The 20,175-nt window shown below is 64.4% G+C and carries 15 protein-coding genes and 1 tRNA gene; 7 read left to right on the top strand and 9 right to left on the bottom strand.

What is annotated here, in order from left to right; genetic code table 11:
* Positions 1 to 3: 3 nt before the first annotated feature.
* The 4 genes from LQR33_RS06865 to fliD form a co-directional block, all read right to left on the bottom strand.
* On the bottom strand, positions 4 to 411 hold the full coding sequence (locus tag LQR33_RS06865) for a hypothetical protein (protein WP_166439264.1): 408 nt from the start codon (positions 409 to 411) through the stop codon (positions 4 to 6).
* A 308-nt stretch (positions 412 to 719) separates the two neighbouring features.
* Positions 720 to 3,164 (bottom strand): S9 family peptidase, encoded by a 2,445-nt coding sequence (locus tag LQR33_RS06860; RefSeq protein ID WP_231468090.1) that lies wholly within the window; start codon positions 3,162 to 3,164, stop codon positions 720 to 722.
* Between the two features lie 86 nt (positions 3,165 to 3,250).
* Positions 3,251 to 4,234: an LD-carboxypeptidase gene (locus LQR33_RS06855; protein ID WP_231468088.1), complete on the bottom strand. Its 984-nt coding sequence runs from the start codon at positions 4,232 to 4,234 to the stop codon at positions 3,251 to 3,253.
* Between the two features lie 225 nt (positions 4,235 to 4,459).
* Positions 4,460 to 5,836: a flagellar filament capping protein FliD gene (fliD, locus tag LQR33_RS06850; protein ID WP_221665791.1), complete on the bottom strand. Its 1,377-nt coding sequence runs from the start codon at positions 5,834 to 5,836 to the stop codon at positions 4,460 to 4,462.
* Between the two features lie 345 nt (positions 5,837 to 6,181).
* Between fliD and cysD the strand changes: the two genes are divergently transcribed.
* Together cysD and cysN are read left to right on the top strand one after the other, a co-directional pair.
* Positions 6,182 to 7,108 (top strand): sulfate adenylyltransferase subunit CysD, encoded by a 927-nt coding sequence (gene cysD / locus LQR33_RS06845; RefSeq protein WP_104947138.1) that lies wholly within the window; start codon positions 6,182 to 6,184, stop codon positions 7,106 to 7,108.
* The gene (cysN, locus tag LQR33_RS06840) at positions 7,108 to 8,541 is read left to right on the top strand and encodes a sulfate adenylyltransferase subunit CysN (RefSeq protein ID WP_231468086.1); all 1,434 of its coding nucleotides are present in this window, start codon (positions 7,108 to 7,110) and stop codon (positions 8,539 to 8,541) included. Before cysD ends, cysN begins: the two co-directional genes overlap by 1 nt.
* A gap of 60 nt (positions 8,542 to 8,601) precedes the next feature.
* On the opposite strand, the gene LQR33_RS06835 is transcribed toward cysN, so the two are convergent.
* The gene (locus tag LQR33_RS06835; RefSeq protein ID WP_231468084.1) at positions 8,602 to 10,722 is read right to left on the bottom strand and encodes a putative bifunctional diguanylate cyclase/phosphodiesterase; all 2,121 of its coding nucleotides are present in this window, start codon (positions 10,720 to 10,722) and stop codon (positions 8,602 to 8,604) included.
* Between the two features lie 215 nt (positions 10,723 to 10,937).
* Here LQR33_RS06835 and LQR33_RS06830 point away from each other — a divergent pair, with 215 nt between their 5' ends.
* Genes LQR33_RS06830 through LQR33_RS06810 form a run of 5 tightly spaced genes read left to right on the top strand, consistent with a single transcriptional unit; the run spans position 10,938 to position 16,875 of the window.
* Positions 10,938 to 11,969: a PTS fructose transporter subunit IIC gene (locus LQR33_RS06830; protein WP_221665788.1), complete on the top strand. Its 1,032-nt coding sequence runs from the start codon at positions 10,938 to 10,940 to the stop codon at positions 11,967 to 11,969.
* A 31-nt stretch (positions 11,970 to 12,000) separates the two neighbouring features.
* Positions 12,001 to 12,294 (top strand): PTS fructose transporter subunit IIB, encoded by a 294-nt coding sequence (locus LQR33_RS06825; RefSeq protein WP_021476778.1) that lies wholly within the window; start codon positions 12,001 to 12,003, stop codon positions 12,292 to 12,294.
* A 44-nt stretch (positions 12,295 to 12,338) separates the two neighbouring features.
* Entirely contained in the window at positions 12,339 to 14,828 is a 2,490-nt protein-coding gene (gene ptsP, locus LQR33_RS06820; RefSeq protein ID WP_231468082.1) for a phosphoenolpyruvate--protein phosphotransferase, read from the top strand.
* The gene (manA, locus tag LQR33_RS06815; protein WP_166439256.1) at positions 14,825 to 16,018 is read left to right on the top strand and encodes a mannose-6-phosphate isomerase, class I; all 1,194 of its coding nucleotides are present in this window, start codon (positions 14,825 to 14,827) and stop codon (positions 16,016 to 16,018) included. The genes ptsP and manA overlap by 4 nt, the downstream gene beginning before the upstream one ends.
* A gap of 38 nt (positions 16,019 to 16,056) precedes the next feature.
* On the top strand, positions 16,057 to 16,875 hold the full coding sequence (locus LQR33_RS06810; protein ID WP_231468080.1) for a helix-turn-helix transcriptional regulator: 819 nt from the start codon (positions 16,057 to 16,059) through the stop codon (positions 16,873 to 16,875).
* Positions 16,876 to 17,013: 138 nt separating this feature from the next.
* Here LQR33_RS06810 and LQR33_RS24190 read toward each other — a convergent pair whose 3' ends face one another.
* The 4 genes from LQR33_RS24190 to LQR33_RS06795 form a co-directional block, all read right to left on the bottom strand.
* Positions 17,014 to 17,148: a hypothetical protein gene (locus LQR33_RS24190; protein ID WP_269326213.1), complete on the bottom strand. Its 135-nt coding sequence runs from the start codon at positions 17,146 to 17,148 to the stop codon at positions 17,014 to 17,016.
* 316 nt (positions 17,149 to 17,464) lie between these two features.
* A tRNA-Ser gene (locus LQR33_RS06805) sits at positions 17,465 to 17,554 on the bottom strand.
* A 46-nt stretch (positions 17,555 to 17,600) separates the two neighbouring features.
* A complete protein-coding gene (gene recN, locus LQR33_RS06800) occupies positions 17,601 to 19,271 on the bottom strand; it encodes a DNA repair protein RecN (RefSeq protein ID WP_231468078.1) in 1,671 nt (556 codons plus the stop codon).
* Between the two features lie 19 nt (positions 19,272 to 19,290).
* Positions 19,291 to 20,166 (bottom strand): NAD kinase, encoded by an 876-nt coding sequence (locus LQR33_RS06795; protein ID WP_221665678.1) that lies wholly within the window; start codon positions 20,164 to 20,166, stop codon positions 19,291 to 19,293.
* Positions 20,167 to 20,175 lie beyond the last annotated feature (9 nt).

Below are 20,175 nucleotides of genomic sequence, written 5' to 3'. Positions count from 1 at the left end.
GCTTTAGGCTGCCGCCGGCTTGGGCAATTCGTCGCAGTCGGCGTCGGCGCGGACTCTCAGCGCCAGCCGTATGCCTTTGCTGATGTTTCCGCCTCCCAGCTCCATCGCGATATCGATGCTTTCGGCGTCGAGATAGACATTATGGCGCGCGCCGCCTTGCATTTTGGGAGGGGCTCCGGCATTAGTGCCGATGCCCAGCGCCATTTTCACCCGCCGCTGATCCAATGGCCGCAAGATGCCTGAATTGGCCATGCTGTAGATGCCGTTGCTGTATTTCCTGACCAAGGCGCCGCTTCGGCCGGCGAGAGTAATCACGCCTACCACTTCGTAACCGGGCAGGTCATCGAATTGATACAGCCTGGGACGGCCTGGCTGTTCGATGTGAAGGCGGTGGCCGCTGTCCTTGTGCATGGGATGTTCCGCTTTTACCGGCAAGCGTTATTAAAGCATTTCAATGCTCGCCATAATCAATTTTGTACACACAGAATCAAAGCGCAAGCTGAAATATGCATGGACGGCAGGGAAAACGCGGGCTGATCGATATTTTGCCGATTTCCAGGTTTGCCAAGACGGCAAAACAGGGTGGCGAATGAAAAGATAGCCAAAGTTCGCCGGTTTTGTTTGTAGAAAATCATAAAGCCCGGCAAGGCCGGGCTTCAGTTTTTTTGCCTTCGCGCCAGCCTGCCGGGTTCAAACCCATTGGCCCTGCGCCGATTGATTTACTGCGTTCCGGTTTCCTGAACGCGCGGTTTGGCGTGCTTGACGTATTGATCCAGCCAGCGGTCTTCTTCCCACAGCATGTGCAGGATGGATTCTCGGGCGCGGTAGCCATGGCTTTCCGCCGGCAGCATCGACAGCCGCACCGTGGCGCCCAGGCCTTGCAGGGCCTGGTACATCCGCTCGCTCTGGATCGGGAAGGTGCCGGGATTGTTGTCGGCTTCGCCATGAATCAATAATAGGGCGTCCTTGATCTGTTCCGCGTAGTTGAACGGGGACATGACTTGGTACACGTCCTTGGCTTGCCAGAAATTGCGCTCTTCCGACTGGAAGCCGAATGGCGTCAGCGTGCGATTATAGGCGCCGGAGCGGGCGATGCCGGCGCGGAACAGCCGGGTGTGGGCCAGCAGGTTGGCGGTCATGAAGGCGCCGTACGAGTGTCCGCCGATGGCGATGCGGTCGCGGTCGGCCACGCCCAGCCGCACGACTTCGTCCACCGCCGCCTGCGCGTCCATCTTCAGTTGAGGCAGGTAGCTGTCGTTGGGCTCCTGCTTGCCGGCGCCGACGATGGGCATGGATGGATTGTCCAGCACCGCGTAGCCGCGCGCCAGCAGCGCTTCAGGCCCCCAGTAGCCGACGCGGTTGAAGCGATACGGCGAGTCCGTCACCTGGCCGGCTGCGTCGGCGCTCTTGAACTCGGTGGGATAGGCCCACATCAGCATCGGCAGCGATCCGTCGCGCTTGGCGTCGTGGCCAGGCGGCAAATACAGCGTGGCGGTCAGGTCGATGCCATCTGCGCGCTTGTAGCGCAGCTGCCGCTTTTGCACATTCTTGAGCTGGGGCGTCGGATGCGGGAAGAAGGTCAGTTGCCTCAGCCCGCCGTCCTGGTCCAGGGCTTTCAGGTACAGATTGGGCGGCGCATCGGCCTGCTCGCGGCTGAGCAGCGCGCGTTCGCCGCCGTTCAGCACCGCCAGCGGGGTTTCGTACCATGGCGCTTGCGAGCGCCATAGCCGGGTGGTCTTGTTGTCGGCGAGACTCAGACGGTCGATGAAGGGGCGGTCGCCCTCGGGGCTTGCGCCGTCTCCCAGCAGGTACAGGCTGCCGCCATCCGGGCTAGTCTGCAGCACCGGCTGTCCATCGGCGTTACTCACCATCGCCGGATTGCCCAGATCGGCGTAGCGGTCCTCGGAGCTGCGCTGGCTCAGCAAGGCCGGCTCATGGCTCGGCTCGGCCGGACGCACGCGCCAGACTTTCAGGGCGCGCGTTTTCCACCAGTATTCGCTGACCAGCGCCAAGTCGCCGCGACCCCACTGGACATTGGAGAAACGGCTGGACAGCTCTTGCAGCTTCAGCGGCGGCTGCTTGAACGGCGCGGGCTGCAGGTATAGCGCGTCCCGCACTTTGGCGTTGACCGCAGGGTCGCCGCCGTCTTGCGCCTCTGCCCAGAACAAAGTGGCGGGCGCATCGGCGCGCCATTCCACTTCGCGTGGGCCGGTTTCCACCGCGTCGTTGCCGGACGGCATTCTTTCCAGCAGCGGGCGCTGGGCCACCAAGCTCACGCTGTGGCCTTGCAGATCCATCACCTCGATGCGCCGGGGAAAACGGTTGATCGGCACCAGCGTGGAATAGGGGCGCTGCAGCCGGGATGCCAGCAGATACTGGCGGTCCGGCGAGGGTTGGACTGTCAGGTAGCGGTCAGGCTTGCCGATCAGCTTCGATTTGCCGTTGATGTCCACCAGCGCCAGCTGGCTGCTCAGTTCATAGTCCAGCAAATCGGCGTCGTAAGGCGTTTTCAGCAGGTCGGGATAGGTCCGGGTTTGCGACAGCGCGCCGCCGGCGCTCTGCTGGATATTGGGGCCGGCCGGCGCGGCAGGCTTCTCCGGCGCCGGGCCTTGTCCGGCGGGGAGCCGTTTGACCAGCAGCTGTTGGCCCATCCAGGCGAAGCCGCGGCCGCTGGCGGCGTTCAGATGGAAATCGCCCAGCCGGCGCGCGCGGGCGCTGGCCGCGTCCAGCAGCCATAGCTCCACGCCGCGTTCTCCCCACAGGCTCAGCGCCACCTGCTTGCCATCCGGCGACCAGGCGTTGTCAGCGATCCGCGGCTTGGCCGGCAAGCCGGTGACGGCGCGGCTTTTGCCGCTTTTCACATCGAGCAGCGACAAGGCGTTGCCGAAGTCGAAGCGGCTGGCCGCGCGCATCTTGGGATTCAGCCTCAGCCCAGCCAGCTTCAGCTCAGGCTGGGCGACGTCGGCGATGCCGGGCAGGCCGGGGCGGTGCGTCTGCAGTACGGTATCGTTGCGGGGATTCAGCGACTGCAGCGGCGTGCGCGGGGTGTCGACCAGCGCGGCCAACTCGGGCGGCGGGGTCTGATAGCCTTCGGCCAGGGCGGTGAGCGGGACAAGCAGGCCGGCCAGCAAAGGGCCGGCCAGGAGATTCTGGCTGCGGATCATGCGATTTCCTGATCATTCATGCGATGGGCGGGACGCGGACAGCCAAATTGCACCAGCCTGGCTGTCCGGTCAAGCGGATGGCATTTTCAGATGGGGCGCTCGGCCAGCAATGCCGGAATCTGGATGGCGGAGGCGTCCACCGTGGGGTAGTCGAGGAACTGCAGCGTCACGCCGTCGCCTTCGGCCTGGAAACGAGCCGGGAAGCCCAGCGGCATGGTGGTTTTGGCGGCGATGTGGCCGAAGGGCAGCCCGGTGAACACCGGCACGCCGCTGATGCGCCGCAGCTCGGCCACCACGGCGTCGAAGTTGTAGTGCGGATCGTAGACGTCGACATGCCGCTGCATCGAGAAATCGCCAAGGAAGATGGCTTTCTGCTTGCCAAGCACGCCGGCCAGATGCAGCTGCTGCAGCATCCGCTCGACACGGTACGGCTGCTCGCCCACGTCCTCCAGGAATAGCAGGCCGCCCTTGATGTCGGGCAGGTAGGGGGTGCCGGCCAGGCTGGAGAGCACGCTGAGATTGCCGCCCCAGAAAATGCCCTCGCCGCGGGCTTGCGGCTGCGAGCCCGCGATGCGCAGGCTGCGCTGCGGCGTGGAGATGCCGGCGATGAATTCGTTGATCGCGTAGGCGTTGGGCGCGGCGCTGCCGAAATCGCCCAGCATCGGGCCGGCGAAGCTGCCGGCGCCGCTCTTGGCCAGCAGCGCCAGCTGGATCGCGCAGAAGTCGCTGTAGCCTATCAGCAGCGAGCGGGACTCCTTGAGCCGCGCGCCCAGCCGCGCTAGGTCCAGCCTGGGCAGCAGGCGCATCGCGCCGTATCCGCCGCGTCCGGCCATGATCAGCTGCGGCCATTGCGGCTGGTCCAACAGCGTTTGCAGATCGGACAGCCGTTCGGTATCGGTGCCGGAGAAGCGCTGGTAAACGCGGTTCAGCGCGGCGGCGTTTTCCAGGGAGAAGCCGGCGTGGGCCAGACGCGGCAACGCCAGCTGGCGTTGCTTCTCCGGCACGATGCCGGAGCAGGCGGTCAGATAGAGGCGGAGGCTGGCCTGGGAGGGCTGCGCTGGGGAGGACATGGAGCTGCATCCTTGCAATATGCCGGCGCCGGCGCCGAGGGCGAGCATCTGCAGCAGCTGGCGGCGGGATGGATTGATATCGGGAGTCATGGAAATCGGACGGATTGGCGGGGTTCAAGTTCCGGATGCCGCCCAAGGCGGTCCGGTTCGCACGAGTATACGCCAAAAGAAAAGGCGGCCTCCAGAAGGGATGCCGCCTGCAAGGTCCAGCATGGCCGGCCAGGATCAGCCGATCAGGTTGGCCATACTGGAGGAGGACTGTTCCATTGCGGCCAGCTCGCTGTTGAGGCTGGAGTACTCGGTCAGCAAGTTGGTCTGCTCGGTGCTCAGCTGGCTTTGCAGCTGCTGCTGCAACTGCTGTTCCGAAGTCACCTTGCTGTTGAGATTGTTCTGGTTGCTGGTGATCATGCCGCCTGGTCCAAGCAAGGAGTTGATAGTGCTGTTGAACACGTTGCCGATGCCGGTGTTCTGGGGGTTGCCGAACAGATTGCTTACCGCGGACGGATTGGCTGCCAGCGCGGCGTTGAAAGCGGTGGTGTTCAGCGACAGCGTGCCATCGGCGCCCTGGGTAATGCCCACCTGCGCCAGATAGGCGTAGGAGTTGACCGGGTCCACGCCCGCCACCGGCGTGCCGAGCAAGCCCGCCAGCCGCTCGTGCAGGCCGGTGAGGTCGGAGCTGATGTCGGTATTGGCCGGTTTGCTGCCCACGGTGGTGGAGCTGGTGGTGGCCGAGTTGGTGGTGCTGACTACCTGGTTGTAGGCGGAAATGAAGCTTTGCAGCGTCGACGCGATGCCCGATGTGTTCTGGCTCATGTTGATGGTGGTCTGGCCCAGCTTTTCCAGCGTGATGCTGGCGCCGTTGACCACGTTGGTCACGGTGTTGCTGCTGGACGAAACATTGACGCCGTTCACCGTCATCAGCGCGTTCTGGGCATTGGTCGACTCGCTGGCCGCGGTGCCGCTTTGCTGCAGGCCGGCAAGCGTATTGCCCGAAGTGTTGTTGCTGTCGGTGCCGCCGGACGTGATCGAAAAGCTGTTGCTGGTGCCGCCCTGGGCCGAGCTGAGCACCAGCGAATAGTTGTTGTTGTATTGCACGATGGAGGCATTGATGCCGATGCCGGCGCCATTGATGCTGCTGGCGATCGACGACAAGGAGGCGTTGCTGCCCAGTTGGACCGTGCTGCTGGTGCCGCCGACATTGAAAGTCAGAGAGGACGGCGCGCCGGCCAGGGTGGCGTTCTGGTCTGTGATGGAGGCGCCGCCGGAGGTCTGGTCGAATACCAACTGGCGCGACCGCGCCATCTGCGTCACGTTCAGCGCGTAAGTGCCTGCCGCGCCGCCTGATGTGGTGGTGACGGCGGCTACGGTGGTGTCGGACGAGGCGGCGGAGAATTGCTGCAGAAAGGTGCCGGACGATAGCGTCGAGGCCGCGCTCTGCAAGCTGGACAGCGCCGAGCTGACCTGGCCTATCGTACTGAGTTCGGACTGGAAGTTGCTGACGCGCTGCTGGCTTTGGGTAAGCGGCTGCGAGTCGGCCTGGATCAGCTGGCTGACAATGGATTGCACGTCCAAGGGACCTGCGCTGGCGCTGATGGATGACATGACGTCGTCTCCCGGGCCGCCTGATCTGCCGTCAGGCGGGCATGTTGCTATTTAGGGCGGGTTGCCAAGCTGTCATCACGGTTGCGGTCTTGCGCCGCGGTCTTTTGGGTATGGCAAGGTGTGGTAGCCACCACTTGCTGCTCTTATCGACATCGTCTGGGGAAACTTTAATCGACTGTCTGCATTGATCTTACACTGTTGTTTGATAACGGGCTTGTGCCAAATCCATATTCCAGCTTTGAAGTTTTTAAGATTTGCTAAGCTTATATTGATATATCCAATCGGTTTTGAATGCCTGCGAATATTTCCGGTAGATTGGCTGCAACCATAGAACAGGCTGCAAGCATGGATATCGATCAAGCAAGGCTGACCCACCTCCAGCAACTGGAGGCGGAGTCCATCCACATCATCCGCGAGGTGGCGGCGGAATTCGAGAACCCGGTGATGTTGTATTCCATCGGCAAAGACTCCGCGGTGATGCTGCACCTGGCGAAAAAGGCGTTCTATCCCGGCAAGCCGCCGTTCCCGTTGATGCATGTCGACACTACCTGGAAATTCCGCGAAATGATCGCGCTGCGGGACAAACAGGCCAAGGAAAACGGCTGGGACCTGATTGTCCACGTAAACCAGGATGGAGTGGACGCCGGTATCAACCCCTTCACCGCCGGCAGCGCCAAGCATACCGATGTGATGAAGACCGAGGGCCTGAAGCAGGCGCTGAACAAGCACAAATTCGACGCGGCCTTCGGCGGCGCGCGCCGCGACGAGGAAAAAAGCCGCGCCAAGGAGCGCGTGTACTCGTTCCGCGACAAGAACCATCGCTGGGATCCGAAAAGCCAGCGTCCGGAGCTGTGGAACATTTACAACGGCAAGATAGACAAGGGCGAGAGCATCCGCGTGTTCCCTTTGTCCAACTGGACCGAGCTGGACATCTGGCAATACATCTATCTGGAAGGCATCGAGATCGTGCCGCTGTATTTCGCCGCCGAGCGTCCGGTGGTGGAACGCGACGGCATGCTGATCATGATCGACGACGACCGCATCCTCGAATATCTGACGCCGGCCGAAAAGGCCAGCATCCAGACGCGCAAGGTGCGTTTCCGCACGCTGGGCTGCTACCCGCTGACCGGCGCGGTGGAGTCCGAGGCCGCCACGTTGCCGGAAATCATTCAGGAAATGCTGCTGACCAAAACCTCTGAGCGGCAAGGCCGACTGATCGACCATGACAGCGCCGGCTCGATGGAAAAGAAGAAAATGGAAGGGTATTTCTGATGTCTCACCAATCCGAACTGATCGCCGGGGATATCCTGGAATACCTGAGCCAGCATGAGAACAAGGACATGCTGCGCTTCATCACCTGTGGCAGCGTGGACGACGGCAAATCCACGCTGATCGGCCGGCTGCTGCACGATTCCAAGCTGATCTTCGAAGACCAGCTGGCGGCGATCGAGAGCGACTCGAAAAAGTACAACACCACCGACCAGGAGATCGACCTGGCGCTGCTGGTGGATGGCCTGCAGGCCGAGCGCGAGCAGGGCATCACCATCGATGTCGCCTACCGCTACTTCAGCACGGAGAAGCGCAAGTTCATCATCGCCGACTGTCCGGGCCACGAGCAGTACACCCGCAACATGGCCACCGGCGCGTCCACCAGCAACCTAGCCATCATCCTGATCGACGCGCGGCGCGGCGTGCAGACGCAGACCCGCCGCCACAGCTATATCGTCAGCCTGCTGGGCATCCGCCACGTGATCGTCGCGGTCAACAAGATGGATCTGGTGGATTACAGCGAGGACGTGTACAACCGCATCCGCGACGAATACCTGACCTTCGCCGAGCATCTGGACATCCCGGACATCCATTTCGTGCCGATCTCCGCGCTGCGCGGTGACAATGTGGTCAGCCGCACCGAGGCCGCGCCGTGGTACAAGGGCGCGACGCTGATGCACCTGCTGGAAACGATACAGATCGGCCACGACGCGCCGCTGTCCGCCTTCCGTCTGCCGGTGCAATACGTGAACCGGCCCAACCTGGATTTTCGCGGCTTCTGCGGCACCATCGCCAGCGGCGCCGTGCATCCGGGCGACGCGGTGGTTGCGCTGCCTTCAGGCAAGGAAAGCCGGGTCAAGGACATCGTCACCTTCGACGGCCGTCTGTCCCGCGCCTGCGCCGGCCAGGCTGTGACGCTGACGCTGGAAGACGAGATCGACATTTCCCGCGGCGACATGCTGGTGCGCGCCGACGAGGCGCGGCCGCAGGTGTCGCGCAGCTTCGACGCCCATCTGGTGGCGATGGGGGAAGAGCCGCTGCGGCCGGGCAAGGAGTATGGTTTCAAGTTGGCCGGCAAGTACGTGACCGGCCGCATCGAAGCCATCCTGCATCGCACTGACGTCAACACGCTGCAGGACAGCCCGGCCGGCGCGCTGGCGTTGAACGAGATCGGCCTGTGCCGGATTGCCCTCAATAGCCCGGCGGCGTTCGATCCGTACCGCGATTGCCGCGGCAGCGGCAGCCTGATCCTGATCGACAGGCTGAGCAACGGCACGGTGGCCGCCGGCATGATCGTCGCCCGCAGCGAGGAATCGTCTCCTGTCGCGCTGTCGCCGTGGCAGCTGTTCGAGCAGGAGCTGGACCAGCTGCTGCAGCGCCACTTCCCGCAGATGACGCGCGCCGAGCTGGCGCGGCGCTTGCAGGACGGACTTTGATCGGTTTCCGCGCCGGATGAAAAACAGCCCCGATTCGGGGCTGTTTTTTGGGGGCTGCGGCTACGGGTGGGCCGGTGTATGCAGCCGCTCGCGCCAGTCCGAGGCGAATGCCTCTTCCTGCAAGGGCCGGGAATAGAGGAAACCCTGGATCACATGGCAGCCGGCGGCGCGCAGGAACTCGAGTTGATACGGCTCTTCCACGCCTTCCGCCACGGTTTCCAGGCCCAGATTGGAGGACAGCGCCAGGATGGCGTGTACGATGGCTTCTCCCCCCTTGCCGATGCCGAGTATGAAGCTGCGGTCTATTTTCAGCACTTGCACCGGCAGCTGCCGCAGATAGGAGAGGGAAGAGTAGCCGGTGCCGAAATCGTCGATCGACAGACGGATGCCCAGCGCGCGCAGCTCGGCCAGGATGTTGACGGCGTTGTCCGCCTCCATGATGACGCTTTCGGTGATTTCCAGCTCCAGATCGCTGGGCTGCAACTGATAACGCTGCAGCAGCCTGGCGACATGCTGCGGAAAGTCTTGCCGCTCCAGCTGCCGGGTCGACAAGTTGACCGAAATCGATGGCAGTTCGAAGCCGTCCCGGCGCCAACTCTCCAACTGGCGCAGCGATTTCTCCAGGATCTGATCGCCCAGAGGCACGATGAGGCCGCATTCTTCGGCGATGGGAATGAAGCGCGACGGCGGCACCATGCCCAGGGTGGGATGCCGCCAGCGCGCCAGCGCTTCGGCGCCGACCAGTTTTCCCGTGGCTGCGTCCACCTGGGGCTGGTAGTGGGCCGTGATCTCGTCGTTTTCCAGCGCCTGGCGCAGCTGCCGCTCTAACACCACCCGCTGCTCGGCTTCGGCCGACATTTGCGGGGTGTAATGCTGGCAGCGGTTGCGGCCGGCGCTCTTTGCCGCGTACATCGCGATGTCTGCATGGCGCAGCAGGGTGTCCACATCGGCGCCGTCGTGGCTGGCGAAGCTGATGCCTATGCTCGCCGACAGATAAAGATCGTTGCCGTTGATGCAAAACGGCTGCTGGAACAGCGCCAGCAGCTTGCCCGCCACGTCGGCGGCCACGTCGCGGTTCGCGATGTTTTCCAGCACGCAGATGAATTCATCCCCGCCCAGGCGGGCCAGCATGTCTTCGGCGCGCATGCTGCTGGCCAGACGGGCGGCCACCGCGTTCAGCAACTGGTCGCCGATGTAGTGCCCCAGTGTGTCGTTCACGTCCTTGAAACGGTCCAGATCGATGAACAGCATGGCCAGCTTGTATGCGGGAAGGTCGGGAACGCTCAGCGCGCGGCTCAGCCGTTTCTGGAACAGCAGTCGGTTCGGCAGGCCGGTCAGGGGGTCGTGGTGGGCCAGATGGTCGAGTCTTTCCTCGGCACGGCGGCGCTCCTGGATTTCGCCCTCAAGATTGGCGTTGGCGTTGGCGAGCTCCCAGGTGCGGGCCGCCACGCGGTTGTCCAGCTCCCGGTTGGTTTCGGATAAGGCCGCCGCCTGGCGGTCTATGATGCGGCCGGCCAGGCGCACCACCAGCATCTGGGCGAGGAATAGCACCGCCATCAATGCGCAGATGGCCAGCGTCACCCAGCGCAGCTGGCGGTCGCTGTCGACGACGAAGGACGTGGCATCCAGGTAGATCTCCAGCACGCCTTCTATCTTGCCGGCCGGATCGTGCATCGGCACGTAGGTGGAGATGATGTCGCGGTCGGTCAGCGTGCGTTCAAAGGCATCGATGCTGTGATTGTGGGCCAGCTCGCTTGCCGGCGTGCCGACGGCGGCGGACCGGAAGCCATCGTCGTCGCTTTCGTCCTCCCCGATCTGCCCTGGGTCGGTGGAGAACAGCGTGATGCCATTGAGCGCGTACATCTTGACCCGTATCACGTCGGTGCCGCGCATCAGCCGTATCACCGCCTCGCGCAGGCGGGGCTGGCCGGCCACTTGCTTGAGCCTGGCTCGGTCGCGCGCCAGCGGGAGCAGCGGACGGAAGTCGGCCCACAGCGAGTTTTCGAAAATCTGCACCAGCGATGCCGCGCGGCTTTTCTCCAGCTTCAGTAGCTGCTCGCCGGAATAGTGCCGCAAGTTGCCAGCCATCAGGACGGTCGCTCCCGCCATCAGCAGCAGCGACAACAAGAAGAAGTAGGGCACCAGCCGGAACGGCCGGCCGGATGTGAACAGGTTGCGCATGGCGCGGGCTCTCTTTGGGTGTGGAGCTTATTCAGTTTAGAACCCTGAATCCCGATTCCGAGGCCGGCTTGCATGCCTGCGTGAACGCAGTCTGCGGACAGGCGGCCATTGATGTCTGCGATGTCACAAAAATCCAGTCGCGGCTGATCACGCCACTATATGGGCCAGGCGCGCCTGCTGTAGCCTTTCCCCAGACATCAAGAGGAGGAGAGGACATGCAGGCCCGTCTGGAACAATGGAAGCAGTATTTGCTCACCGGGGTATCGCATGTGATCCCCTTCATCGCCAGCGGCGGCATCCTGATCGCGCTGGCCATTTCACTGGCGCCGATGACCGGCAAGGGGCCGGATTTCAGCCACGCGCCCTTGCTCAAGCTGATCCTGGACATAGGCGGCAGCGCTTTTGCGCTGCTGCTGCCGGTGCTGGCCGGCTATATCGCCTATGCCCGCTCAGGCAAGCCCGCGCTGGTGGCCGGCATGGTGGGCGGCCAGATCGCCCATACCGTCAACGCAGGCTTCCTCGGCGCGCTGATCGCCGGTCTGCTGGCCGGCTGGGTGGTGGAACTGCTGAAGAAGATGCCAGTGGCCAAGGCGTTGAAACCGCTGATGCCCATCCTGATCATTCCCATCCTGTCGTCGTTTGCGATCGGAACCTTGATGTTCGAGGTGCTGGGGGTGCCGATCGCCGACCTGATGGTGACGATGGGCGCCTGGCTCAAATCCATGGGCGGCGCCAACGCGATGGCCTTGGGCGCCTTGCTGGGCGCGATGGTTGCCTTCGACATGGGCGGCCCGGTCAACAAGGTGGCTTTCTTTTTCGGCGCCAGCATGATCGCGGAGGGCCAGTACCAGGTGATGGGGGCGGTGGCCGCCGCAGTCAGCATTCCGCCGTTGGGCCTGGGCCTGGCCACCAAGCTGCGCAAGTCGCTGTGGAGCGAGCAGGAGCGGGAGGCCGGCTCCGCCGCGCTGGGCATGGGCATGATAGGCATTACCGAGGGCGCCATTCCGTTTGCCGCCGCCGACCCGCTGCGGGTGATCCCCACCATTGTCGCCGGCTCGGCGCTGGGCGGCATGATCGCGATGCTGGGCGGCGTGGGCGACCACGCGCCGCACGGCGGCCCCATCGTGCTGCCGGTGGTGGACAACCGGCTGATGTTCGGCCTGGCCATCGCCTGCGGCGTGCTGCTGGTCGCCATCGTCATCAATCTGCTCAAGGCCAGGAGCGGCGCATCCGCGCCGACCGCCTGAGCCGCCGCATCACAGCCAGAGGAAATCGATCATGAAAGTTGTCGCCATTACCGCTTGCCCGACCGGTATCGCCCACACCTATATGGCCGCGGAAAAACTGGAGAGCATAGGTCGCCAGCTGGGCCACGACGTCAAGGTGGAAACCCAGGGCGCGATAGGCATAGAGAACGAGCTGTCCAACCGGGACATCCTGGCTGCCGACGTGGTGTTGCTGGCGGTGGACATCGCCATCGAGGGCGAGGAGCGCTTCGAGGACAAGCGCGTTGTCCGGGTGCCGATTCAGAAGGTGTTGAAAGACGCCGCTGCGGTTTTCGCGCTTCTGTGAACCCGGCCGGGCCGCCGGGTCCGGCGCATCAGGAAAGCAGTCGTATGTCACATAGCCTTACTTTGATCTGTCCGTTGCCCAATGGCATCCATGCCCGCCCCGCCAGCCGGATCGCGGAGTTCTGCGCCGGTTTCGGCGCCGCCATCCGCTGGCGCAACCAGCGCAATGGCCAATGGGCCGACGCCAAGAGCGTGCTCAGCCTGATCGGCGGGGACATCCTGTTCAACGACGTCGTCGATATCGAAATTGACGGCGAGGGCGCTGCGCGGGTCGCGGACGAATTGGGCCGCTTCTTGAGGCAGACGCTGCCGTGCTGCGACGAGCCGGCTGCGGCGGCTCCCGTGGCCAGCCGGGCGTTGCCGCGAAGCCTGGCCGAACTCTCGCCGTCGCCATATTTCGGCCAGCCGGCGGGACAAGGCGTGGCGATTGGCGAGCTGTGCGTTCATCGCGGCTTCCGCATGCCGGAGCCGGCCGAGCTGCCCTTGTCCACGGACCGCGATGCCGATCTTGTCGCGCTGGCGGGGGCGCGCCGCGCGCTGGCTGAGCAACTGCGACAGCAGTCGGAGCGCCAGGGCAGCGAGGCGGCGGGGGTGTCGCGCGCCCACCTGGCCATTCTGAGCGATCCGGATTTCCGCGCCCGGCTGGATGCCGCCGTGGCTGATGGCGCGGGTCCCGCGCGGGCGGTGGCGGCGGTTGTCGTCCATTACCGCGCGCAGTTGTCCAAGTCGGCCAGCGAATACCTGCGCGAGCGGGAGATGGATATTCGCGATGTCGGACGCCGGTTGCTGGAGGCGCTCGCGCCGGAAATCGAGCGGGGGGGGGAGGTATTGCCGGAAGCCGCGCTGCTATGGGCGGAGGATCTGGCGCCCAGCGAACTGCTGGCGCTGGATCGGGATAAGGTCAAAGGCCTGCTGCTGGCGCGCGGCGGGCTGACCTCGCACACCATCATTCTGGCGCGGGGGTTTTCACTGCCGGTTTTGACCGGCGTGCAGCGGGTGGCCATCGCCGACGGCATCGGCCGGACCGCAGTCCTGGATGCGGGCTTGGGGGCTCTGTTCCAGAGTCCAGATACGGTCGTGCTCGATTACTATCGAGAAGAAGAGGCGCTGCTGGCTGCGCAGCGGCAACGATTGGCCAAGGCCAGCGGCGGCATCGCCGCCAGCGCCGACGGCCAGCGGCTGGAGCTGGCGGTGAACATCGCCTCCGCCGCCGAGGCGCAACTGGGCTTCGCCCAGGGCGCGGACGGGGTGGGGCTGTTTCGCACGGAAATGCTGTTCATGGATGCCGACGAGCCGCCGGGCGAGGATGAACAATTCCAATGCTACGCCGAGGTGGTGAGGCTGGCGGCCGGCCGGCCGGTGATCATCCGCACCTTCGACATCGGCGGCGACAAGCCCGCGCGTTGCCTTCCCGCGCCGCAGGAGAGCAACCCCTTTCTCGGCTACCGGGCCATTCGCATGTACCCGGACCAGGAGGCGGTGTTCCGCGCCCAGCTCCGGGCGATCTTGCGCGCCAGCGCGCTGGGGCCGGTCAAGGTCATGATCCCTATGGTCGCGACGCTGGGCGAAGCGCGCTGGGCCAGAAGCTTGCTGGAGGAGGAGCGCGCCGCGCTGGGGGTGGCGGAGCCGGTTCCGCTCGGCATCATGCTGGAGGTGCCGTCGGTGCTGTTCCAGCTGGACGCCTTCTGCCGCGAGGTGGACTTCTTCAGCGTGGGCAGCAACGACCTGACGCAGTATCTGTTCGCCGCCGATCGGGACAACGAACGGGTGGGCAATCTGTACGACAGCCTGCACCCGGCCTTTCTGGCGGCGCTGAGCCAGGCCGCGGTCACCGTCCATCGCCATGGGCGCTGGATAGGGCTGTGCGGCGAGGCCGCCGCCGCGCCGCACGCCTTGCCGTTGTTCCTGGGCATGGGGCTGGATGAATTGAGCATGAGCGCGCCTTCGCTGCAGGAATGCCGGCGGCGTCTGCGCGAACTGGACGCCGGCCGCTGCCGCGAACTGCTGGGGCGGGCGCTGGAGTGCGCGGATGGAGCCGAAGTGAGGGCGCTGGTGGCCGCAGAGGCCCGGCCGGCGTTGCCGATGCTGACCGCCGATTGCTTGATGCCCGATGCCGTTTGGGCCAGCAAGGCGGCGGCGATCAAGGGTCTGGTGGACAGGCTGTGGCTGCTGGAGCGTTGCGATGACCGCTACGGCATGGAGGAAGACCTGTGGCTGCGCGAGCAGGCTTACTCCACCGGCCTGGGGCATGGCTTCGCCATTCCTCATGCCAAGTCGGGACATGTGCTGCATCCCACGCTGTGCCTGGCCCGATTGGCGCAACCGGTGGACTGGGGCGCCAGCGACGGGCAGCCGGTGGATATGGTGTTGCTGCTGGCTTTCAACGCGGCCGACGCCGGCGCCGCGCATTTGAAATTCTTTTCTCGGCTGGCACGGCTGGTGATGCACGAGGATTTCCGCCAGGCGCTGCGCGCAGAGCGCGATCCCGAACGCTTGCTGGCGCTGCTGCGGGACAGGCTGGAGGGCGCGGCATGAGCGCGTTTCCCATGCACGGGCTGGCCCAGCACTATGCCTGGGGCGGGCGTCGATTCATTCCAGGCATGCTAGGCCTGGACAATGCCGGACAACAGCATTTCGCCGAGTGGTGGCTGGGCGCGCACGAAGAAGCGCCATCGGTGATCGCGACACCGCAAGGCCCGCAGCCGCTGCACTATGCCATTGCCCATCAGCCGCTAGCCTTTTTGGGCGAGGCGGTGATCCGCCGCCATGGCCCCCGATTGCCTTTCTTGATGAAGGTGCTTGATGTGGATGCGCCCTTGTCGATCCAGGCGCATCCGGACGAGGCGCAGGCGAGGGAGGGCTTCGCCCGCGACAATGCTGCCGGACTGGCCTTGGGCGATCCGCGCCGCAATTATCGCGACCCCTACCCCAAACCGGAGATGATGGTGGCGCTGTCTCCGTTCTGGCTGTTGCATGGATTGCGGCCGGATGCGCAGATCGACGGGCTGTTGGCGCGCCAGCCGGAGTGGCAACCATTGCGTGAGCGGTTGGCGCGGGAGGGTGGCGCGGGGCTGCATCGTCATCTGCTTAGATTGCCGCAAGAGGAGATCGCCGCCTTGTTGCGCCCGCTGTGGCGCAGGCTGGCGGCGGACGGCGATGCTGGGCCGGATGATCCGGATCATTGGGCGCGGCGGCTGGTTGGCATTCGGACCGAGGACCGGGGCGTATTCGGCTGCTACCTGCTCAATCTGGTGGGGTTGAGGCCGGGCGAGGCCATCTTTCAGCCGGCGCGCTTGCCGCACGCCTATCTGCATGGCCGCAATATCGAGCTGATGGCCAATTCCGACAATGTGCTGCGCGCCGGCCTCACCGACAAACCGGTGGATGTGGAAGCGCTGTTGGCGGTGATGGACGACGTGCCGGTCAGCCCTGTGGTGATGGCCGCGCCGGATGGCTGCGGGCTGAGAGCGTATCCGCGTTGCGGCGGGGATTATTTCGCGCTGGACCAGTTGCTGTTGGGCGAGGGCGAGGGCGCTGCGTGGCGCAGCGCGGGGCCGGAAGTGTTGCTGGTGGTGGACGGCAGCCTGAGCCTGCGGCATGCCGCTGGCGAGTTGGCGCTGGAACAGGGGCAGAGCGCTTTGCTGCAGCCCGGGCTGGCGTGCGAAGCGCGCGCCGGGCGGCTGGCATTGGCTTATCGGGCGTTTTGCCCGCTGGCCGGCGGGTGATAAGGTGGCGGATAGTTCAGATTGATACCGGATAAGACATGGCGCCGCATCCGTCCTTTCGCCTGAGCTGGCCGTCCACGTTGGCGCGCTTGAGCCATGCGCCGGCTGGAAAACATATGCCGGCAGGCGCTTACCAAGTGCATTTTCCGCGCCTGGATCTGGTGCTGTCCAACCGCTATCACTACAGCCATGAAGGCTGCGAGAACGCTTGCCTGTCGGCGCAGGAGGCGCTTTTCATCCCGGCGGAGCACTGGACCTTGCCTAACTGGTGCGCCAACGGCGAGGTGCTGCACATCCTGTTCGACTATGCGCGGATAGGTTTCAGCCTGGTTCGATCCGGCCCGCAGGGCGTGATAAGCACTCACAAGGAAAGCATGGTGCTGGCTCAGCGCGGCAGCCTGAACGGCATGCTGGATGTGATGGCCGGCCTGTGCCGGGACGGCGCAGCCCCTGAGGCGCTTCGGTTTCAAGGCCAGGCGCTGCTGGCCTTGCTGCAAGCGCTATACGATGAGGCGCGCGACAGCCAGTGGCAGCAGGGCGGCAACCAGTTTCGCGCCATCTGCCTGTATATCAGCGAGCATCTGTACGCGCCGCTGACGCGCGAGGACGTGTCGCTGCGTTTCGGCATCTCCACTACCCACCTATCCCGGCTGTTTCGCCAGCATCTGGGACACGGTTTCTGCGAATTTTTGGCTCACGCCCGGCTGGACCTGGCCAAAGCCCTGCTGCGGCAGGGCCAGTTGCCGCTCAGCGCCGTCGCCGCCCGCTGCGGCTACGTCGACGTCAATTATTTTCATCGAGTCTTCAAGCAGCGTTTCGCGATAACGCCCTGCGCGTATCGGCGGGAATTCACCTGATGTAGTTCGATGGAAGTGGAAGCGGCTGGGATTGGTTGAGGAGGCATTGGTGCGATATCGGGGTCAAGCATCCGGCACTGCTACGGCTTCAGCGCGCACTGCGTAAGAGAGCGCGGATGATCGATTTGATAAGCAGGCTTACTTGGCCAGCTGGTCGCCTGTCTCTTCGGCAGGTTCGCTGGCCGCAGGCGAGGCCTGGGCTTGTTGCTCGCTCTTGGCTTCTTCGCCTTGCCGCTCGCTCTTGAACTGTTCAGTAAATGGTCTTGTCGGCATTGGCCGCATCTGCATGCGGACCGTGTCATCCACTGCGCGATGCGCCGCACTCAGAGCTGAGTTGGGGAGTGAGAATGGATTGGCGGCTAGGTTTGCGCTGACAAGCGCCAAGGGAAGGAGCATGGTGATTCGCATTGTGTTCCTGCGGTTTGATATCGCGCGATGGGGGTAAGGGCGATTGATGAACTGCTTGGCTGGTGCGCTCCATTGTCAGAGTCGCATGGCTGAGTAGGGGGAGGCGAGGCCGTCTTGAAATGTAAGACAGCTACATGGCCAAAATTAAAACCCATTGAAAGCAATGGGTTTTAATTGATTCTGGCGGAAGCGGTGAGATTCGAACTCACGGTGGGCTCGCACCCACGACGGTTTTCAAGACCGTTGCATTAAACCGCTCTGCCACGCTTCCGTATTCAGTATGAGGCGGCAATTCTATCGGGAATCGCCGCGCTTGGCTAGAGGGCGGCCGCGTTGGAGGCCAACATTTCCGCCGCGTGCTCGCGCGTGGTCTGGGTGAGCTCGACGCCGCCCAGCATGCGGGCGATTTCCAGAACCCGCTGCTCCGCGTCCAGCGGCGCGATGCTGCTGAGTACTTGGCCCTTGCGCTCGCGTTTGCTGACCTGCCAGTGATGCTTGCCGCAGGAGGCCACCTGGGGCAGGTGGGTGATGCACAAGACTTGATAGCGCTGGCCCAGGTCGCGCAGCATGTGGCCGATCACTTCGGCCACGCGGCCGCCTATGCCCACGTCCACTTCGTCGAAGATCAGCGTGGGCACGCTGGCCACCTGGCTGATGACCACCTGCATCGCCAGGCTGATGCGGGACAGCTCGCCGCCAGAAGCCACTTTGGCCAGCGGGCGCAAGCTGGTGCCGGCATTGGCGGCCACCAGGTATTCGATCGACTCCATGCCGTGCGCGCCGGGTTCGGCCAGTGCGGACAGTTCGATGGCGAAGCGGGCGCCGCCCATCGCCAGGCGGCCCATTTCGCCGGAGATGCGTTCGGACAGTTCGCTGGCGGCCTGGCGGCGCTTGCCTGACAGGGCTTCCGCCAGCGCGCGGTAGCGGGCCAGACTGGCGGCTTCGGCCACGCTCAGCGCCTCCACGTCCACGCTGGCTTCCAGCGCGGCCAGCTGCTGCTGCCAGTCGGCCAGTTTGTCGGCCAGGTCGGCCGGCTGCACGCGATATTTGCGCGCCGTGCTCATCAAGAGATCCAGCCGGCGTTCCATTTCCACCAGCTGGTTCGCGTCCTGGTCTATGTCGCTGGCGTAGTCGCGTAGGCTGTACACCACCTCGCGCAGCTCGGCGTCCACCGAGTCCAGTAGCGACAGAGTATCGGCCAAGCGCGGGTCCAGGTTGGATAGCTTGGACAGGCGGGTTTGCACATGGGCGAGCTGGGACAGGCAGCTGTCGTCGTTCTCGGACAGCACGTCTACGGCCTGCTGCGCGCTCTGCACCAACTCGGCGGAGTTGGCCAGCCGGGTGTGGCTCTGGCTCAGCGTGGTCCATTCGTCGGGCAACAGATTGAGTTCGGTCAATTCGCCGATTTGCCAGGTGAGCCGCTCGCGCTCCACTTCGGATTCGCGAGACATCCGCTCGGCGTCCTGCCGCGCTTGGCGAGCCGCTTGCCACTCCTGCCAGGCTTTGTTCGCATCGCGCGCCAATGTGGTGGAGCCAGCGTAGGCGTCCAGCAGCTGGCGTTGGGTCTCGCTCTTCATCAGCGATTGATGGGCGTGCTGGCCATGGATGTCCACCAGGAATTCGCCCAGCGATTTCAGCTGGGCCAGCGTGGCGGCCTGGCCGTTGACGAAGCTCTTGGAACGGCCGCCGCGGTCTATCAGCCGACGCAGCAGCAGCACGCCTTCGTCGCCGGACAGTTCGTTATCCGCCAGCCAGGCGTCTACTTCGGGACGGTTGGCGGTGGCGAACTCGGCGGTGATCTCGGCGCGCTCGGCGCCTTCGCGCACCTGGGCGCCGTCGGCGCGGTCGCCCAGCAGCAGTCCCAGCGCGTCCAGCATGATGGATTTGCCGGCGCCGGTCTCTCCGGTGAGCACGGTGAAACCGGCGGAAAAGTCCAGCGCGATGCTGTCGACGATGACGAAATCTTTGACGGTCAGCGAGAGAAGCATGGTGTGTGGTCGTTTCCGGTTAGATCAGGCGCTCGCCCCAGTGCAGCTTGTGGCGCAGCATGTCGTAGTAGTTGTAGCCTTCGGGATGCAGGATGCGCAGCGGGTTGCGGTAGCGGCGGATCAGCACCCGGTCCATTTCCATCAAATCGCAGTGCAGCTGGCCGTCGAAGTGCACGCGCGCGTCCAGCCCGCGGGTCAGCATGAATTCCACCTCGCAGGAGTCGTTGACGGCGATCGGCCGATTGGACAGCGACTGCGGGCAGATCGGCACCAGGGCGATGGCCTGCAGCGTGGGGTGCAGGATGGGGCCGCCGGAGGCCAGCGCGTAGGCGGTGGAACCGGTGGGGGTGGACACGATCAGGCCGTCCGAGCGCTGGCTGTAGACGAACTGGTTGTCGATGAAGATTTCGAATTCGATCATCGAACCCACCGCGCCGCGGCTGAACACCACGTCGTTGAAGGCCAGCGCGCCGGCGACTTCGGCGTCTTCGCGGACGACGGAGGCTTGCAGCAGAATGCGGTCTTCCGGCACGAATTTGCCGTGCAGGATGGCGTCCACCGAATCCAGCATCTCATGCAGCGGAATATCGGTCATGAAGCCCAGCCGGCCCTGATTGATGCCGACCAGCGGCACCCGGTACGGCGCCAGTAGGCGGGCGATGGAGAGCATGGTGCCGTCGCCGCCCAGGACGATGCAGAGATCGGCAAGCTTGCCCATGTCGGTGCGGTCTATCAGCGGATAGCCGTTGGCTTCGGCCGGCGTGACGCTTTCCTTGTCGATCAGCACCGTGGCACCGCCGCTGGCCAGGTGGTCGGCCAACTGCATCAGCGCGGGAGTGATGCCGGGCTTGCTGTGGCGCGCCACCAGGCAGATGTGTTTGAACAATCTTTCCATGCGGCGATT

The organism is Chromobacterium piscinae (assembly GCF_021129175.1).
Taxonomy (GTDB): Bacteria; Pseudomonadota; Gammaproteobacteria; order Burkholderiales; family Chromobacteriaceae; genus Chromobacterium; species Chromobacterium piscinae.
Note: the sequence above shows the minus strand (reverse complement) of the source record. Positions and strands in the feature narration are given on the sequence as shown.

Excerpts from the sequence above, each read along its gene's own strand:
- cysN (WP_231468086.1), top strand. The coding sequence starts at position 7,108 with ATGTCTCACCAATCCGAACTGATCGCCGGGGATATCCTGGAATACCTG.
- LQR33_RS06865 (WP_166439264.1), bottom strand. The coding sequence starts at position 411 with ATGCACAAGGACAGCGGCCACCGCCTTCACATCGAACAGCCAGGCCGT.
- LQR33_RS24190 (WP_269326213.1), bottom strand. The coding sequence starts at position 17,148 with ATGCCGACAAGACCATTTACTGAACAGTTCAAGAGCGAGCGGCAAGGC.
- LQR33_RS06810 (WP_231468080.1), top strand. The coding sequence starts at position 16,057 with ATGGCGCCGCATCCGTCCTTTCGCCTGAGCTGGCCGTCCACGTTGGCG.
- LQR33_RS06795 (WP_221665678.1), bottom strand. The coding sequence starts at position 20,166 with ATGGAAAGATTGTTCAAACACATCTGCCTGGTGGCGCGCCACAGCAAG.
- LQR33_RS06835 (WP_231468084.1), bottom strand. The coding sequence starts at position 10,722 with ATGCGCAACCTGTTCACATCCGGCCGGCCGTTCCGGCTGGTGCCCTAC.
- cysD (WP_104947138.1), top strand. The coding sequence starts at position 6,182 with ATGGATATCGATCAAGCAAGGCTGACCCACCTCCAGCAACTGGAGGCG.
- LQR33_RS06860 (WP_231468090.1), bottom strand. The coding sequence starts at position 3,164 with ATGATCCGCAGCCAGAATCTCCTGGCCGGCCCTTTGCTGGCCGGCCTG.
- fliD (WP_221665791.1), bottom strand. The coding sequence starts at position 5,836 with ATGTCATCCATCAGCGCCAGCGCAGGTCCCTTGGACGTGCAATCCATT.
- LQR33_RS06855 (WP_231468088.1), bottom strand. The coding sequence starts at position 4,234 with ATGTCCTCCCCAGCGCAGCCCTCCCAGGCCAGCCTCCGCCTCTATCTG.
- LQR33_RS06830 (WP_221665788.1), top strand. The coding sequence starts at position 10,938 with ATGCAGGCCCGTCTGGAACAATGGAAGCAGTATTTGCTCACCGGGGTA.
- manA (WP_166439256.1), top strand. The coding sequence starts at position 14,825 with ATGAGCGCGTTTCCCATGCACGGGCTGGCCCAGCACTATGCCTGGGGC.
- ptsP (WP_231468082.1), top strand. The coding sequence starts at position 12,339 with ATGTCACATAGCCTTACTTTGATCTGTCCGTTGCCCAATGGCATCCAT.
- recN (WP_231468078.1), bottom strand. The coding sequence starts at position 19,271 with ATGCTTCTCTCGCTGACCGTCAAAGATTTCGTCATCGTCGACAGCATC.
- LQR33_RS06825 (WP_021476778.1), top strand. The coding sequence starts at position 12,001 with ATGAAAGTTGTCGCCATTACCGCTTGCCCGACCGGTATCGCCCACACC.